General features: G+C 66.1%; 4 protein-coding genes. 2 read left to right on the top strand and 2 right to left on the bottom strand.

Annotated features, from left to right (window positions below; genetic code table 11):
• Positions 1 to 28: 28 nt before the first annotated feature.
• On the bottom strand, positions 29 to 2,344 hold the full coding sequence (gene gspD, locus Q0030_RS07700; protein ID WP_298364972.1) for a type II secretion system secretin GspD: 2,316 nt from the start codon (positions 2,342 to 2,344) through the stop codon (positions 29 to 31).
• 109 nt (positions 2,345 to 2,453) lie between these two features.
• Complete coding sequence (locus Q0030_RS07695; protein WP_298364971.1) at positions 2,454 to 4,601, bottom strand: hypothetical protein; 2,148 nt, start codon at positions 4,599 to 4,601, stop codon at positions 2,454 to 2,456.
• 274 nt (positions 4,602 to 4,875) lie between these two features.
• On the opposite strand from Q0030_RS07695, the gene Q0030_RS07690 reads away from it, so the two are divergent.
• The gene (locus Q0030_RS07690; RefSeq protein WP_298364969.1) at positions 4,876 to 5,469 is read left to right on the top strand and encodes a hypothetical protein; all 594 of its coding nucleotides are present in this window, start codon (positions 4,876 to 4,878) and stop codon (positions 5,467 to 5,469) included.
• A gap of 291 nt (positions 5,470 to 5,760) precedes the next feature.
• On the top strand, positions 5,761 to 19,089 hold the full coding sequence (locus tag Q0030_RS07685) for a filamentous haemagglutinin family protein (RefSeq protein ID WP_298364966.1): 13,329 nt from the start codon (positions 5,761 to 5,763) through the stop codon (positions 19,087 to 19,089).
• Positions 19,090 to 19,116: the final 27 nt, after the last annotated feature.

Genomic DNA, 19,116 nt, shown 5'->3' with positions numbered 1-19,116 from the left:
GACACCATCGCCATCGGCGGCCTCGGTCTCACTTGCGCGCGACAGACGGCGGTGCCGCGCCCGGCGCATCGAAGCTCGAAGGTGCGCGTCGCATGCTGTCGAGACGCTCGCGGAATTCCTCGGCAACCACCTGGGCGTCGTGGCCGTTGCGCACCAGCTTCGTCGTGACGAACACGATGATCTCGGAGCGGAGCTTGGTGTCGCTCTTCTGGCTGAGCAGGTCGCCGAGATATTTGATCTGGCTGAGGCCGGGCAGTCCGGCGACCGAGCGCTCGTCGTCCTCCTTGATGAGGCCGCCGAGCAGCACGGTCTGACCGCTGCTGGTGCCGACCGTCGAATGGATCCGCCGCTGCGAGATGGTGGGCGTCAGGTTCTGGGCGCTCGCGCCGCCCGGATTGACGACATTGGAGACCTCCTGCTCGATCTCGAGCTCGATCGATCCGTTCGGATGCACATGCGGCAGCACCTTCAGGATGATGCCGGTGTTCTGCCGGCTGATACTGCTGACCACATTGAGGCCGGTGACGGTGCTGCCGGTCGAGATCGGCACCTGGTCGCCGACCTCGAGGATCGCCGGCTCGTTGTCGGCGACCACAAGCGACGGCGCCGACAGCACTTTGACCGTGGTCAGGGTGGACAGCGCGTTGAGGACGAACTTGGGATTGGCTTCGGCGCCGAGCAGCAGGTTGAAACCGGGGAGCACCCGCGCGAGCAGGGCGGTCTGGGCGGCCGATTGCGCGGCGCCGAACAGGCCCACCGATCCCTTGTCGGGGCCGGCGCCGGCGTTGGCGCTGGTCAGATAGGCCTGCACGCCATACTGCAGCTGGTCGGTGAGCGTGACCTCGGCGACCATGGCATCGACGGCGACTTGCAGTCGCGGCCGATCCAGCGACTCGATCGCCCGCTCGATCACGAGATAATCTTCCTGGTTGGAATAGACCATGATCGCGTTGGTCGATTTGTCGGCAGTGACACGAACATTCTGAAAGACGCCGCGCGGAAGCGAGCCCAGCCCGGTGCCGCCGCCGCCCGGTCCCGCAGTATCCTGGTCGTCGTCCTTGCGATCGGAGAATCCGACCTGGGCCGCGCCGCTGCGATTGGCGGTGCCGGAATTGTCGGTGCCGCCCTGGTTTGGCGTCGCTGGATTGTTGCTGCTGCTGAGCGTGCCGGCACCGAGTGAGTCGATACGCGATGTCGTTCCGCTCTGACCGGGCGCGGTCGGACTGGTTTGGCTGTCACCGGCCGATTGCGAGCTGCGGCCGACGAACATCTCGTTGAGGATGCGGGCAATGCTGCGCGCATTGCCGAAGCGCAGGCTGTAGACCCGCACCGTGGTGCCGGTGGGGTCGGAGCGGTCCAGCCGCCGCACCCATTGGGTGGCGCGTTCCAGCACCTTGCTGTTCTTGCTCACCGCCAGCACCGCGTTCATGCGCGACACCGGCTGAAACTTGATCACGCCCTGTCCCTGTCCGCCGTCGGCGGTGTCGAAGACTTTCTCGAGCTCGCGGATCATGGTCTCGGGCGCGGTCGACTTCAGCGGATAGAGCCCGACCGACTGATTGCGCAGCCACTCCACATCGAGCGTGCCGATGACGCCGAGCGCCGCCTGCCGCTCGGAGGCGGTGCCCTGGATCAGCAGCACGTTGCGGGCCTGATCGACGCGCACGGCGCCGGGTCGCGACAGGAAGCTTTCCGCCGTCTTGCCGATCGCGGCGGCAGAGACAAACCGCAATGGTACGATCGAGACGCCATAGCCGGGTTGTCCCGCGCCGACGACCGAGACGCCGGCACCGGCGGCCTCCGGCAGCGGCACGATGCGGATCAGATTGTCTTCGCGCAGCAGCGCCGCGTTCGACATGCGCAGCACGCTTTCGAAGATCGGCAACACGTCCTTGCGCGGAATCCGCTGCGCGGAGGCCAGCGTAATCACGCCCTGCACCCGCGGGTCGACGATGTAGTTCATTCCGAGGCTGTCGCCGATCACCGATTTCACCACCGTCGGAATATCGGCATTGTCAAAATTCAGCTCGATGCCGCCGCCCTCGGTGACGACGTCGCTGTCGACCGCGTTCGCCAGGCGGGTCGTCGCCGTTGTGGCGGCGTCTCGTTGCGTAGGCGTGGGCGCCGGCGCGAGATCCTGATCGGCGCCGGGAAACACCATGGGCTGCGTGCGCGCGGATGTCGTCGCGGCGGCGGAGGTTCCGCCGACCGGGCCGCTCCAGCGCGCCCGCAAGTCGGCATCGCGGATCGGGTCGGTCACCTGGTCGCGGCCAGGCAAGTCGATGCCCTTGTCCATCATGCAGCCGCCGAGCAGGCCGGCGAGCGCAAGCCACGTGCCGGTCACTGCGCCAACCGACACCATGCGCGGGAGGCAGAACGGCGGGAGACGTTGCTCGACCGGCCGCTCGTGTCCGCCTCGCGGGGATGCTGCGGTGTCACCGGCAGTTCGGTTGTCAATGCGCATCGCTTGCTGCCTTCCAGGGACGATCGGCAGGGGCCAGGTTGCTGCCGGCGAGATCCTCGACCTCGTTGACCAGCGCCTCGGCGCGACCGATCAGTGCGCGGGCGTAAGACGGATTGAGCGGCCGATGGCTGAAAGCTGCGCTATCGAGTTGCGTGTTGATCTCGCGCGTCAGGGCGCCACGCCTCGTGGTGATCGCGCCGATCGTGTCGAGATAGCGCTGATAGCCGACGTCGCCGCCCTTGATGGCCTGGGTCGCTAGCACAAGGCCGTTGCGTCCGAGTTGACCGAGCGGATCGTTGATCGTCTTGGCGGCGCGCGCCAGATCCCTATAGGTCTCGCGATCGTTTGCGAGCTCCGCCGGCAGCGCGTTCGCTTCGAGCGCATCAACAAGCACGACGCCGTCGTGGATGTAGCGGTCGGTCAGGCCCAGCAACGCCAGCACGGTGGGCCGCAGGTCCGCGTGATGCGAGAGGATGTCCGGTGTCTCGCCACGGTGCGCGACGCCCGGTCCGGCCATGCCGAACCAGCTGCCGCCGAGGATTTGCGCGATGTCGCCGCGCACCCACGTCGTGTCGGGATCGACCGCAATGCAGGCCGGCGGCTGTGCGCAGTCGGCGCGGCTGGCGGCAGTCCGAATGACGTAGTCGGGATCTGCGAACATCAGGACATGCGGCGTGCGCAGGGGGCTTGCCGTGACCATGTGCATGAGCTGCATCTGGGCGCGGTCCGCGACCATCGATGTCAGGCGATCGCTCTTGCCGGTGAGTGGGTTGACGACGCCAAGCTTGCCGACATCCTGTGCGAGCGTGCGCGTCAGCGGATCGGTGGATAGCGGATTGCCGCGGATGTAGAACGGCGGCGTGTTGCCGGCCTGAACATCAAACGCGGTGACGTTGCGCCGTTCCGTCGCGAGCAGCCGATCGATGGCGATGCCGATCGCGCCGATCGGCCCGTAGCTGCAGGGCACCGCAAGGCCATCACACGCCGGCGGGCTAGGTGGCCCGCCGACAAAGCGGTCGTTGCCTGTGGGCACGACGACGAACAGCGTGTTGCGCGTGGTGATCCCGCTTGCGGCGAGCCGGTCGATAAAAATCTTGAAGGCCGCATCGTCTGCGGCGAGCCTTGCGACATGGTCGCGTTCGCCGGGGCCGAGGGCGCGCCGCCGCGCGGCGGCCGGCCTGTGCGCATTGCCGATTCCGACATAGACCACCGGGACGCCGGCCTCCAGCATCGCCGCGGCATAGCCGAGCGATTGGGCGGCCGTTGCCTCCGATGCACCGGGAAAGCCGGGGTGGCCTGCGTCGTCGTCGATGATATCGCCGTCAAGATCCCTGACCGGGCCGTCCGGCGAGATCACCGGCTGCACATTGCGGTTGCCGAACAACGCGCTGAAGCCGGCGTAGCCGCCCCGTTCATCCGGCAACAGATCGGGACGCGCATTGGCGTTGCTGCACAATGCACTGCCGCGGGCGCAATGGATGGCGATGCCGAGCAGATCGGCACGCGCCTTGAGCGGATCGCCGGCAGCAGCGCGCGCTTCGGAGGCGCCGAGCGTGGCCGCGATCTCGGGGCCGATCTCCTGCAGCGTCAGACCTGTCGTTGCGAACGCGCCGACGTCGCAGCCGGCTGATGTGAACGGCACCCATGGCGCGGGCACGGTCTTGCCGGTGTCGGCCAGCATCAGTGGCTTGCCGTCGCTGCTGTTCGCGGTCCAGTAGGCGAAAGCACTGGCATAGCCAACGCTGCCGTCGCTGCGGAACGCAGCGCTGCGGTCGCCGATCGGAACGCCCATGCGGTCGCCGTGCAAGCCGGTCAGGATCGTGAGCGCGTCCGTGGCTGTCTCGGCCAGCGGCGAGGTCTGGTGATTGCTCCCGATGATTCCATCGCGCGTGATGAAATCGCGCAAATGCGGCATCTGCTCGAGGTCCGACGGAACGTTCGGGTTGTCGCGGCGCAGGTGAACGCTATCGAGCTCGATCTGCACCACGCGCTTGATCACGCCGCCGCGCGAGCGCAGCTCGCACGCCGCGAGCGCCTGTCCGGCCCCGGTGCTGCCCGTCACAACGCAATCCAGCGCCAGGAACAGGGCGCCGAGCAGCAGCGGCATGAGGCCGGCACGGATGCGACTCGAACGCATGACGCTACGTCTTTGATACCGGTGTTTCGTCTCGACGATCTTGGTGTCGATGGAAGCCGCAGCGCCGACAAGATGCCGCCTGCTGCGCGCCTTCAGTGTGTGCGGCTTGGATGACGCCGTCGTTACATGAGTTCTCGCGCGATGCGCATGGCGACAATGCCCGGCTGTGATTCACGTTCACGGATTTGACGCATACACGCTGCGACGCGCAACACGTTGCGCCGCGTGCAACGAGAAGGCTTGCAACACGCACGCTGCTGGCGCAGGTTGATTGTTGCACGCGCTGATGACGATCCGTCGAACGCTGGTGCACGTAGACAAGTACGCACGTAAGTACACGCGGCAAATGGGCAGCGGACAGATGTCGATCGCATTGCAATCGTTGATGGTCGCTGTGTTTTGTCTTTGCGCGTTGTTTGCGCGCGCAGCGGAAGTTCCGGCGGGCGGCGAGGTCATCGTCGACAATCCGGTGGAGCTCCAGCCGCTGCAGCAATTGAGTGCGACCAGGGACAAGCCGCTGTTCTCGGTCGCGCGGCGGCCGCCGGCCAAACCGGTCGCGCCGGTGGCGCGGCAGGAACCGCCGCCACCGCCACCGCCGCCGCCAAGCGTGGTGGTGCTCGGCATCGTCAGCGAGAACGGCGATGGCCTCGCCGCGATCCGGGCGGCGAGCAAAGGCGACAAGGTGCTGCGCGTTCGTACGGGTGACGACGTGAGCGGCTGGAAGGTCGAGCGGATCGAGCCGCGCCGGCTTGTGCTCAAACAGGGAGAGCGCTCGGTGGATTTCGCTTTGTTCACCGGTGCGGCAAAGCCCCCGAAGCCCGCCGAGCGTCCGATCCGGCAGACCAAAGCAGCATCGCCAACCAATTGACGCGGCGTTGTTTTTGGCGGGCCGGGTGAATGCGCCGGTTCGCGCCGAGGTTGAGTTCCACCGCAGCGTTAAAACTTTTTTGCGAAATCGCTTCGCGTTAGCCCCTTTCAAACTGTCTTAGGAACAGGAGAGGCGTCCCGAACTGTCGGGCGTGTCCGCTCGGGGGCGGCTGCGCCGGTTGAGTTGCGTGCCTTTCATCGAGTTGTCGGCATCGGGCCAACTGATTGCAGGCTGGCCGGTGCCTTGTCGCGTCACGATCGTTCGCATCGCCTGCTGCATTGGAAGGCCCGCATGCATTCGCTCCCTCGCTCGACCTCGCGCCGTGGCCTGTTGCTCGCAGGTGTAAGTTCGATCGCGATCGCAATGGGCTCGCCCGCGGCAGCGCGCCCGTTCGGCACGTGGGGTGGCGTCAGCACGGCGGCCACGCAGGCGGCGGTCAGCGCGGCACAGGCCGCCGCACAGCAGGCGCAGCAGGCCGCACAGAACTCGCAAGCGTCGATGACGCGCGCCGCGCAGGCGATCCAGGCGTTGCAGGCGGCCCAGAGCGTCGCGCGCGGGCTTGCTGCGAGCGCGCCGAGCACGGTGCCCAACGGTCTCAATGCGGGTGGTCTGGTGCCGAACAGCGGCCTCGCCGCATCCGGCGTCGCCAATCCGGTCACCAACTGGGTCGGCGCCAACACGCCGACGCAGACCAGCAGCGGCGGCCAGACCACGGTCAATATCAACCAGACTCAGGCCCAGGCGGTGTTGAACTGGCAATCGTTCAACGTCGGCAGGGACACGACAGTCAATTTCAACCAGCAGGGCAACGCCAACTGGGCAGCGCTGAACAAGATCGCATCGACCGGTGTGCCGAGCCAGATTCTGGGATCGATCAGGGCCGATGGTGCGGTCTATCTGATCAACCAGAACGGCATTATCTTCGGCGGCACCAGCCAGATCAACGTTCACACCCTGATCGCATCGACGCTGGACCTTCCGTCCAAGCTGAGCGGCAGCAACTATCAGGGCTATCTGCAGAGTGGGCTGTTCTCGCTGATCGGCGATGTCCCGACGAGCGCGAATATCACCACCAAGAACGCCGCGGGAGCCGCGATCTTCAACCAGGGTAGCGGTGGAAAGGTCGTGGTCCAGTCTGGCGCGATCATTGATACCACGGGCAAGCTGAGCGCGAATGGCGACGGCGGTTATGTGGCGCTGCTCGCCGATGGCGGCGTCAGCAACGCCGGTGCGATCATCACCAGGAATGGTCAGATCATCCTGGCCTCCGACAGCTCCGTCACCCTCGCAACGCCGCTGTTGACGGCGGTTGGCGTCCAGACCGCGATGCGGGTCCTGGCTGGCGGCGGCGTGGTCACCAACGAAGCTTCCGGCTTGCTTTCGTCCAGTTCCGGCGCGGTCACGCTGGCGGGCGGATCGATCAACCAGCTCGGCGGCATCGTCGCCACCACCAGCACGACGCGCACAGGCTCAATCAGCCTGAGCACGACCTGCGTGCAGGGCGGCTGCGCGGCCGGCGCCGACGGCAATATCGTGCTGGGATCGGCGAGCCTCACGTCGATCCTGCCGGACGAAACCAGCGGAACGCTGCCGACCGCGACGCTCAATACACCGACGTCGGCGAACGGCGCCAGCAACGCGCCGTATTTTCAGACGGTGCTGCAGCCGCAGATCAACATCACGGCGGTGGGCAGTGTCGACGTGCAGGGCAGCGGCGCGGGCGGCGCCGGTGCCTTGATCAAGGCGCCGGGCGCCGCGCTGACGATCGGCGCCGACAGTGTTATCGGCACGGTGCTGCTCGAGAAGGGCAGCACCATCGATCTCTCCGGCATCGCCGGCGTGACGCTGCCGATGTCGATCAATCAGATCAGCATCCTCGTCACCGCGGCCGAGGTGGCCGACAGCCCGCTCGCCCAGGCCCTGATCGGCAAGACCGTGACCATCGACGCGCGGCTCAGCGGCACCCGCGCCGACGGCGTGCAGTGGGTCGGCTCGCCGCTGCTCAACGCGGCGGGGTATGTCGGCCTGATCCCGCAGAGCATCGACCAGATCCTGACCGTCGGCGGCAATTTCACGACGTCGGGAAGGAATGTCGTGCAACAGCCGGGCGCGAGCATCAACGTGTCGGCCGGCTATGTGCAGTACACTGGCGGCCTGATCAGCACCACCCGCCTGCTCGGTGCCGACGGGCGCATCTACGATATCGGCCGCGCCGATCCCACCATCGCCTATGTCGGCGTCGGCAGCGGCTTCACGGTGCTGCACAAGGTCAACGGCGTCGTCGATACGAAGCTGACCGAAATCTACCTCAGCCCTTGGGGCGGCGGCAGCAATACGCACTATGAGGCGAGCTACATCACCGGCGCCAATGCCGGCTCGGTCACCGTCGCGGCCATCAATCCGATCGTCAACGACATCATCGGCAATGTGACGGCGGGCAGCCGCCAGCGCGCGCTGGCGGGATCGTCGAATCTCTCGCTCGCCGACCAGATGCCGAAGGGCGCGTCGCTGAGCATCACCTTCGCTGTTCCGTCGCTGAGCGACAGCACGCAACATGCGGTGCTCACTTCTCAGGCCGATGCCGGATCGGACCCGTACGGCCTGAATGGCTTGAATTTCGCCAACGCATCCAATTGGTCGCCGACGCTCGCCAACGGCGCATTTCCGATTTTCACCGATGTGCTGTCCCGAGCATCGCTCGGCGCGATCTCGATCAATGGCGCGCGCCGGCTCGACATGGCGACGAACGCCACCTTGTCGGTGCGACCGGGCGGCAGCATCACGCTCGACAACGTCGCAATCATCGACGGTACGCTCAGCGCGCCCGCTGGCCAGATCAGCCTCACCGGCTTCACCTATCCTGTCAATCATCCGCAGCAGCCACCGGTGCCGGCCCTGGTCATCGGGGCGCATGCGGTGCTCGACGTGCGCGGGCGCTGGGTCAACGACAACGGCCTTTCGACGGATCAGCTTGAGGGCCGTGCCTACGTCAACGGCGGCAGCGTGAGCATCTCGACCATTGCCGCCAGCGACGGGCCAGCGCGAGGTGAGGGGGCGTTCGTTGACGTCACCCAGAGCATCGTACTGTTGCCCGGGAGCGTCATCGACGTGTCCGGCGGCGGCTATGTCGATACTACTGGCAAGGTCAAGCTCGGCTCAGACGGCCTGCCGGTCGGCAGGGGCGGGAGCCTGAATATAGCAATCTACGCCGGCAAAGGCTTCTCCGGAACGATCGGTACTGAAGTGGACGCCAACTTCAACGTCCTCCCGCACGGCACCAATCCTGATGGCACAGTCAACCATCCCGATCAGGCCAATGTGCTGCTCGGCGGCACGATCTACGCAGGCGGCTTCGATGGTGGCGGGACGCTGACGCTGCAGGCGTCGACCATTGCGGTCGATGGTGCGACGACGGGGGTGACGTCGTACGCTTCGAGTGCGACAGCCAGCGCCATCGCGAATTACACCGGATCTCCGGTCACCGGTTTCGTCGTTTCGGATGCGAAGGCCGGTCAGCTCGTTCTGCCGCCGTCGTTCTTTACCAGCGGCGGGTTCTCCCAATACGCCCTGAGCGACATCTATGGCGGCACCACGATCACCGCCGGCACGCAGCTGCTGCTGCAACGGCAGCCGACCGCCCTGCTCACAGGCCGCGAGGCGCAGATTCCAACCGGCGCGCGGGTGCGCGACTTCGCATCGCTCGGACTGCTGCCCGATGGCTTGCGCAAGCCGGTCAGCCTGTCGCTGGGCGGGACGAATGTGCTGGTTGATCGCGGCGCCGCCATCGTCACCGATCCGCTGGCCACGGTCACGCTCAGTCCGATTGGGACGGCCGAGATTCTCGGCAGCATTACTGCGCCCGCAGGCAGCATCACTGCAACCGGCACGGCGGTGCGCGTCGGCGCCACCGCCACGCTCGATGTCAGCGGCGTGTTCGTGCCCAATCCGCAGGTGAAAACCTATTCCACCGGCACGGTGCGCGATGGCGGCACCATCTCGCTATTGGCCACCACCGTGGTGGCGGAGCCGGGCGCACAATTCAATCTGCAGGGCGCAGCCGTGCCCGCAGACAGCAACTTGATCCAGGTGCCGCAGGGCGGTCTCGTGCCGCGTTTCGTCGGGCAGGCGGCCTGGAGCAACGGCGGCAGTCTGCAGCTGTCCGGCACGACGGTGTATTTTGCCGGCACCGTCGATGCGGCCGGCGGTGCGCCGCTTGCAGCCGGCGGCAGCCTGACCATCGGCGTTATCAATAACAGTGCGGTTGGAGCGCCGCCGACGCCGGACACTATCGTCGTGGAGCAGCCCGGCGTGGTCGCAACGAACCTGCCGGCTTTGGGCGCGACGGCCACTCCGGGCGCATTCATCGGAGCCGATACGCTGAGCAACAGCGGCTTCGATTCCGTGACGCTCAATGCGGGCAAGATCGCATTCGACGGTTCGGTCAATGTCAAAATCCCCGGCGCCCTGACCCTTTATGCGCGCAATGGGCACGTTGCGATTGCGGATGGGTCCGTCGTCAATCTGAACGCCGGCTATGTCCGCATGGTCGGGGTCGGGGTCGGCGGCGTGTCAATCGTCCCGACCGCCGGCGCTGGCACACTGAACGTGACGGCGCAATGGATCGACCTCGAGCGCGGCATCGGGCTCGACAACGCCGGCAGCGTCAACCTCACCAGCGCCGGCCCGATCCGGCTGCTGCCGCAATACTATGGTTTCATCGACGGCGGCTTGAGCTCGGGAGAGACGGTGTTCGGCGGCGCGCTGCTGGTTCCAGGCAATCTCACGCTGCGCGCGGCCGAGATCTATCCGGTCAGCAACACCGATTTCCTGCTGATGTCGACCGGCCCCTCGAGCGTGATCACGATCGCACAGAACGGCGTGCCGACAGCGCCGCTCTCGATCGGCGGAGGCATCGTGCTCAGCGCGCAGACCATCGTGCAGGGCGGCACGCTGTGGGCGCCGCTCGGCAACATCATCCTGGGCGTGCGGACAAGCAGCGACGTCCCGGCACAGTTCATCAAGGCGATTGCCAACGAGGGGGGCGTCAACTTTGCCTCGGGCACCTTCGTGCCGACGGCGAGCGTGACGCTGGCCGCGGGCAGCCTGACCTCCGTTTCGGCCGCCGGTCTGGTCGTGCCCGACGGCTACACCGTCGACGGCACCACCTGGTATCAGGGCGCCCCCAACTCCAACCGTATCGTGCCTCAGGTGCTGACTGCGCCGCCGAGCAAGTCGATCAGCCTGTTCGGCACTGATGTGGCGACCCAATCCGGCGCCGTGCTCGACTTGAACGGTGGCGGCGACATCTACGCGACAGAGTTCGTGGCGGGAACCGGTGGCAGCCGCAATGTGCTGACGACCTATCAGCAGAACCCGGCCAACGGCAGCATCACGCCGACCTACGCTGACGGCCGCCAGGTCTATGCGTTGGTCCCGACCTACTCGTCGGCCGTGGCGGCCTTCGATCCCAACTTCGCCTTCTCTCCATATTACTCAGGCCTCGTGGTGCCGGCCGGTACCACCTTCGGCGCATCGGCGACCGGGAATTCGCAGCCGTTCGCGAACGGAATCGCACCGGGCCAGTCGGTGACCATCGGTGCCGGCAGCGGCATCCCTGCCGGCACCTACACGCTGCTGCCGGGAATGTACGCAACGCTGCCCGGCGCCTACCGCGTCGTCCAGGTTGCCAACAACGTCAATCCGAATGCGGTCGCGAGCACGTCCAGCGCCGACGGCTCGCAATATGTCACCGGCACACTCGGCAATACGTTGACCGGCGCGCGCTCGTCGCAATCGGCCGTGTTCCAGCTGCAGTCGCAAGCGGTGTGGTCGCGATACTCCCGCATCGACATCACCTCCGGCACGACGTTCTTCCGCAACCAGGCGATCGCCGCGGGCAAGGCACCGCCGCCGCTGCCGATCGACGGCGGTGTGCTGGTGCTCGGCGCCATCAGCTCGCTCGACCTTGCCGGCACCAACCGCTTCGCGCCGGGCACCAGCGATCTCGCGCCGGGCCTCGTCGGCGGCGGCGGCCAGGTGCAGATCGGCGGCAGCAACATCCTGATCCGCGCCGCCGACCAGGCGGTGCCGGCGGGCGATTGCCTCGCCGGAAGCGCGCCGGGCTGCACCGGCTCGGTCAACTACCTCGTGCTCGATGCCGATCAGATCAGCCGCCTCGGGGCATCCTCGGTGCTGATCGGCGGCACTGCGCAGGTCGTCAACGGCATCCAGAACATCACCGCCAGTGCGCTCAATCTCGAGGTCCTGACCGACGCGGCGCATCCGTTGACCGGGCCCGAGCTGCTTCTTGTCTCGCTTGCCGGTGACGGAAATCTCGTTACCGGCAGGGGTCTTGTCATCGGTGACGGCAGCGTTGTCAGGGCAATCGGCGCAGTGCCGGGCGGTACCGACCGTGACATCACGATCGGCGCGCTGCCGGTCCAACAGTCCGATGGCAGCTATGTGTTCGCCAGCGGCGACGGCGCGCTGCTGCGTGTCTCGAATGGCAACACGGTGAAGGTCAGCCGGATTTATGTCCCCGGGCAATATGCGGGCAGCGGTCCGCCGCCGAGCAGCCAGACACCGCTCGGCGCCTTCTCGATCGGCGCCGGCGCGGTCATCGACGGCGGCAATGCGCTGACGCTCGATACCAGCGGCAGCGGCACGCTCGCCTCCAACGCCATCCTGAACGCCAGGAACTATGACATCGCCGGATCGGTCATCAACATCGGCGGCGGCAGCACCGGCATTGTGCTGAATCCTGCGGTGCTCGCGAATTTCAACGATGCGGTCTCGGTCCGGCTGCGCAGCGCGACCGTGATCAATCTGTACGACGCCAACGGATTGCAGATCGGCGATGCCGCGCATCCGATCGGCACGCTGACCTTCGACAGCGCCGGGCTCTACAGCCAGGGTGGCAACACCACCGTCAATGCCACCAACATCGATCTCGCCAACACCAGTGGCGCGACCGGCACGGGCATCACCGGCGCCGGCGGCATCCTCACGCTCAATGCTTCGCAGGTCATCACCGAGGACGTCGGCACCAAGCACCTCGGCGGCTTCAGCCAGATCTATTTCAACGCCGGCAAGGCGGTTGCGTTCAGCGGCAATGGCACGCTCGATACAGGATCGGTCGCGGCTGCGGCGCTGATGTTCGATATCGGCGGCGTAACGATCGCGAACCCCGGCACCGGCTATACCAGCATCCCGGACGTGACCATCTCGGGCGGCGGTGGATCCGGCGCCCAAGCCACCGCGTTGCTTGGCGTGGTCAGCTTTGCCGTCGTCAGCGGCGGTTCGGGCTACAGCAATGGCGATCCGGTCACGGTGTCCGGAACCGACAATAACGGCAACCCGGTCACGGCGACCGGCACGGCCATCGTCAATGGCAGCGGTGCGGTCACCGGCGTCAAGCTCACCTCGTCCGGCTCCGGCTTCCCCGGCTTTGTCGACTCCATCTCGGTCAATAGCGCCACCGGGGACGGCGGCGCCCAGCTGACCGCGTCGCTGGGCGTGGTCGGCGTGACCGTCACCAATCCGGGCTCCGGCTATACCAGTATGCCGACCTTCTCCTTCGCGAACGGCGGGGGCGGCGTGGCGACGACGGCGCAGGCCGTCGTCAACGTGACGGGAATCAATCTCACCAATCCGGGTGACGGTTACCTGAGCACCCCGACCATCAAGATCAGCGGATCCGGCACGACGGCGACTGCCACCGTGTCCGGCGGCGCCGTCACCGGTGTGACGCTGATCAATGCCGGCACCGGCTATTCGAGCCTGCCGACGGTGACGTTCTCGGGCGGCGGCGCTGCGGCCGCGAACATGGTGCTGTCCGCGCCGGCGATCGTGGTCAATAGCGGCGCGACGCAATCGCTGAGCACGCTGGGAAATGTCAGCCTGGTCACCGCCGCGGGTACCAAGCCCGCAAGTGTCGCCAGCAATATCGGCGGCGTTCTCGCCATCACGGGCGGGTCGATCACCGACAGCGCGACGATCCAGGCGCTGTCCGGCAAGGTCAGCCTGACTGCGACCGCCGGCGATATTGTGCTCGGTAGCGGCGCCCTGATCGATGCGTCCGGCTCGCGCATCACGATCCTCGACGTGGTCCAGGACGCGCCGGGCGGCAATGTGCAACTCGCGTCGACGACCGGCAATGTGATCGTCGGGCAGGGCACCACCGTCAGCGTGGCCGGGGCAGGCCGCGGTTTTGCCGGGTCGCTGTCGATCCTGGCTGCGAACGCCGCAACGCTCGACGGAATGCTCGATGGCAGCGCGGCGTTCAAGGACCTCGGCGGCAGCTTTACGCTGCAGGCCAACAGCATCGGCGGAGCGGCCGGCCTGCCGCTCACAGCATTCAGCGGCGGCTTCTCGGTGCGGCTCGGCAATGGCGACATCCGCATCGAGGCCGGCCAGACGCTCAACTCCGGCAAGGTGCTGCTGGTGGCCAACAATGGCAGCGTGGTCGTCAACGGCACCATCGACGCGAGCGGGCCGAGCGGCGGCCAGATCTCGCTTTATGGCGCTGGCATCACCGCGGGCGGCGTGACCACCGGCGGCGTCAGCATCGGCGGCAGTGCAGTCCTCAAGGCATCCTACGCCGCAGGCGATCCTTCCGATCCGGCCTACGCCGCCGCCAGCCTGGTGCAGACCGGCGGCACCATCACGCTGGGCACCACGGGCACACCCGATGCAAACGGCGCCGTCAACGCCACCTATGGCTACCAGAACATGTCGACCTCGGGCGCTATCAGCGTCGCCGCAGGCGCCAAGTTCGACGTCAGTGGCGGGCCGGGTGGGGCGAACATCAACAATTCCGGCGGGGCGGTCATCCTCCGCGCGCCGATCCTCACCGACAACACCGTCAAGGTCGATTTCCGCGGCAGCGTCATCGGCGTGGTCGATGGCGGCGGCAATCCGATCGGCAAGGGCGTCGTGCTCAACCCCTACGCGGTGTGGAGCACCACCGACCGCTCGACTGGCGCGCAGCATTTCGACGGCATCATCGATCCAGCCGGATGGTTCGATGCCGCCGGCAATCCGTTGCCGGGCACCGATCAGCACGGCAACACGACCGATCAGAACGGCAATGCGATCGTGGCGCCGACGCCGCAGGCGCCGCTGGCGACCGGTACGATATTCATTGTCACGGCGCCGAATGCCGATCACGTCGGCTTCTATCAGAACACGCTGGCGAGCTTCGTCCAGCACCTTGCCGTGACGCCGGCGGGAGGGGGCGCGAGCTTCGCCAATATGCACGTGCGGCCCGAGATCGATCTGATCAATCCGAGCCTCGACATCAACAAGGGCAACATCACGGTCGCCAGCAACTGGAATCTGGGCGCAGGCAGTGTCGATGCATCCGGCCACGTCTCGCTGGTGTATCGCACCGCGACCGGCGGCGAGCCCGGGTCGCTGGTCCTGCAAGCAAGGAACAACGTCAACATCAACGCGACGGTGAGCGACGGCTTCTTCGTCAACTACGCGCCCCGCGGCGGAGACGCAGCCGGGCTCTATGCGAGTGAGCTCAATTCGAGCCTCTATCAAGCCTATCTCGGCATGTTCCCGGACGGCAACAATCTGGTCTACAATTCAAGCGGGATCGTCGACTATCTGGTGAAGACCAATGGCGCGTGGTCGGGCCCCTCATCGCCCACGGCCTCACCGAGCGCCGCATTCTTCGGGCTCTCGGATGCTGCCTATAACGCGCTCGCGCTGCAGTTCAAGCTGGCACAGCCGGTCGTCATTTCCTCCAGCGATCCGGCGGTGATCGATCAATACAATCTGTACTATTCCCAGTATTTGCGGATGTTCCGCGCCTATGAGACGGAGTTGATCGGGGTCAACGTCAACGGGATCAACCCATCGACGGGCGTTTCAGCGCGCGGAGGGATCGTGCTGTCCTATGCTGATTTCGTGGCTTACGCTCAGGCAAGAAGCGTTAGCGGTCTACTGAATCCGTCAATCAACGTGATCCCGGTAGCGCCCACCACAAGGACACAGTACTACAATCTGACCACCGGCATTGGCAGGTTGCTGTACTCAGGGACCGGCAACGTGGTCACCGGAGCGCAAGACTATGCAACGAAGTGGACGGCTTACTTCCTCAGTGTGATCAATACCAACTTGGTGAACAGTGGTAAGCCTAGACTGAAAAATTTTCTCAACACGGGGAGCCTGCCGGTCGGCCTGGACTATGCGGCTGGGCTTGACTTCGCACACGGTGTCCTTGCCGCGATCGCGGTGACGCCGCCAGCGCCGCCGCCAGCCTACACCGCCGTGCAGGGCACCTACCTTGCGTCGACGGATCAGGTTCCTCCTGCCGATCGGATTGCCAACAACCCAGCGGTCTACAACCCAGTCGGCGGCACCCTCAGCATCGTCTACAATACTACTTCTGCGTCGCAACTGATGTCTGCCGCGGTGAGCGGCAGGGGCAGTTTCTCCTACGACATTGTCGCCGGCGCGGACTTTACTGTTGCGAACGCGCCGCCGGTCGATCCCAACGCGGTGGTTTCCTTGTCGTCGCAGCCGTCGACGGTCACGGGCAGCGTAACCATCGACGGCCACAGCTCTTATCTGAACCAGCTGTCAGTACCCGGTGTCGGCGCGACGACGATCAACATCCCGACTCTGGTGCGCACCGGCACCGGCTCGATCACGATCGCGGCGGCCGGCAATGTCGAACTGCGCGACCAGGTGGCTCCGGGTGCGGTCTACACCGCTGGCGCGGCCACCGCCACGCCGGCGGATTTCAATGCGCCGACCTTGCCTGCGCTCTACACCGTCCAACCGAACGGGCTCGTCAGCGCACCGGCCTGGGCTACCGGCGGCGGCGCGGTCACCGTGACCGCCGGCGGATCGATCATCGGCATCGAGATGCCGATCGATGCAGATGGCAGCCAGACCGGCGTTGCCGGTGCCTCGATCGGCCAGATGTGGAGTGATTGGTATGTTCACTACGGCCTCTCAAATGGCACGTCGACGCCGTTCGCGGCTTGCGCGGCTGCGGGTTCGATTGCTTGCCAGACCGCGGCCTGGGTCAACTACGCCACCTTCTTCCAGGGGTTTGGCGCGCTCGGCGGCGGCAACATCACGCTGTCGGCGGGCGCCGACAACAACGATGTCGGCGCGGCGGGGCCGGCGACGCGCGGCGGCGGCGCCGGGTTCACGTCGGCCAATCCGCCCAAGGTCACCTATTACGGCGGCGGCAATCTCAGCGTGACCGCCGGCGGCAACCTCCTGAGCAGCGATTTCCTGGTCGGCCGCGGCGCCGGCCTGATCCGGGTGGGCGGTTCGGTCCAGGCCACCAGCAGCAATCCGGTCAACCAGGGCTTACCAACGATTGGGGTCACGAATAACGGGAGCTCCGTCGTCGGCACCTATGCGCTGCCCTTGCTGCTCGCAGTACAGGATGGCTTCATCACGCTCGGCGCGCGTGGTTCGGTGACGCTCGGCAATGTCTACGATCCCACGGCGTTGCCGCTCAACGCCGGGGTGCAGGTGAGGGCTGACCTATATGTGCCTGGCGCATCGCCTGATGCCAACAGCCCTGGCAACGGTGCCTGGAGCAATTATTTCACCAGCTACGGCCCGGGCAGCGGCATTTCGCTGACGAGCATCGCCGGTGACGTGACAGGCCCGACTGTTTCAGTGAACTCGATCCCGGGGCTTTTTGTGCACAACACCAGCGCAAACATCACCCTCGGAGGAAATGCGAACGCGTCGATAGTCGGGCTGCTGCTTCCCGCGACGTTCGACCTGGCGGCGCTTGGCGGAAATCTGACCCTGAGCAAGACGGACATGAGTAACGTGCTGCCAAGCAACGGCGGCACCGTCAACCTCCTCGCAGCCGGAACCATTAGCCTTGAGGTCGGCCTTGTGATGCCGGACCTCAGCACCAGCATCACACAGTTTGTCGGCGCAAGCATCAGTCAATCCGACTTCACCAACGTCATCAGCCCACTCGGGCTGCCACCGGCCACCCTCACTCAGGCACTGCATGCGAACGATCCCGTGCCCATCGTCATCGCCGCCGGCAAGGACATCTATGCCGTCGATCCCGTGAGCAATTTTGGCGCCAGCCTGACGCTGATCAAGCCGGCGCGGATCGAGGCTGGCAACAACATCTACGCGGGCATAGCTCCGGGTGGCGGCGTCTCGACGACCAGCAACGGCACGCCGTTGGCCAACAATAGCTTCAATTTCGTCGGCCAGAACAACAACGCGACCGACATCACCAGTATCGTTGCCGGCAACGATCTGGTCGGCGGCTCCTATCTTCTCTACGGCCCCAGCACCTTCGTGCTGCAGGCCGGGCATGATCTGGGGCCGTTCTCGGCTTCCGACGCGCCGACACGTGGCATCGCGACGATCGGCAACGGCAGCGCGGTCGCCGGCGCATTCACCAGTCTGCCGTCGAATGCTCTCAAGCCGTATTTGCCGTCCAAGGGCGCCGAGCTCGATCTGCTGTTCGGCGTGAAGCCCGGCATCAACTATGCCGCGGCGATCGCCGATTACGTCGATCCGGCGCATGCCGGCACCGGCGGCATCGATTTCCTCACCGATATCGCCGCTATCCTCGGCCAGCCGCGCGATCAGGCCTGGGCCACCTTCCAGGGTCTGTCGCAGGCGCGGCAGCAGCTTCTCGTCAACCGCGCCTTCCTCGACTTCCTGATCCAGGTGGGCAAGGACTTCAAGAATCCGTCGAGCCCCTATTTCGGTCAATACGCTCGCGCCTATACCGCGATCTCCACGCTGTTCCCGGCCGGCTACGGCTATACCGACAACAGCCTGAGCGTCGACGGCAAGGCCGCGCCGAAGATCGCGACCGGCAGGTTCAACGTCGCGGCCTCCGTGCTCGAGACCCAGATGGGCGGCGACATCAACATCGTCGGGCCGGGCGGCGGCATCACCGTCGGCCACTCCTCGCTCGACACGCTGACACCGAACCAGGAGGGCATCCTGACCCTCGGCGGCGGCACCATCCGGGCCTTCGCCGATGCTTCGATCCTGGTCAACCAGAGCCGCATCATGACCCAGCAGGGCGGCGACGTCGGCCTGTTCACCGCCAATGGCGACATCAGTGCCGGCGCGGGACCGAAGACCTATGTCTCGAGCCCCGCGCTCAGCGAGATCTGCACCGTTGACGGCTATTGCTACATCAACCCGCAGGGGCTGGTGACAGGCGCCGGCATCGCTGCGCTGGTCACGCTGCCGGGGCAGGATCCGACCAAGAGCAACGTCGTCTTGGTTGCGCCGCGCGGCACCATCGATCTCGGCTCGGCGGGCGTTCGCGCCGGCAACGAAGTCTTGCTGGTGGCGCCGGTCGTGCTCAATGCCTACAACGTTCAGGCCACCACGGTGGCAGGGCTCCCCACCGTGCCAACGCCGAGCACCACGCTGTCCGCGGTCAACAACAACGCAGCCGCTGCGACCCAGCAGGCCGGCCAGCCGGCGTCGAACAAGCCCAGCGACCAGCCGTCGGTCGTGATCGTCGAGGTGCTGGGCTATGGCGGCAGCGGTGGCGATGACGCGACGCCGGGCAGCGGCGGCAGTGGCAATAACCAGAAGCCGAACAGCAGTGATGACGAGCGCCGTCGCCGCGGGCAGCAGCCGTAGCCTGTCGTTGGTGCCATGGTTGTGCTG

This window comes from uncultured Bradyrhizobium sp. (assembly GCF_947648125.1).
Taxonomy (GTDB): domain Bacteria; phylum Pseudomonadota; class Alphaproteobacteria; order Rhizobiales; family Xanthobacteraceae; genus Bradyrhizobium.
The sequence above is the reverse complement of the archived record's forward strand: the minus strand, read 5'-3'. Positions and strand labels throughout refer to the sequence as shown.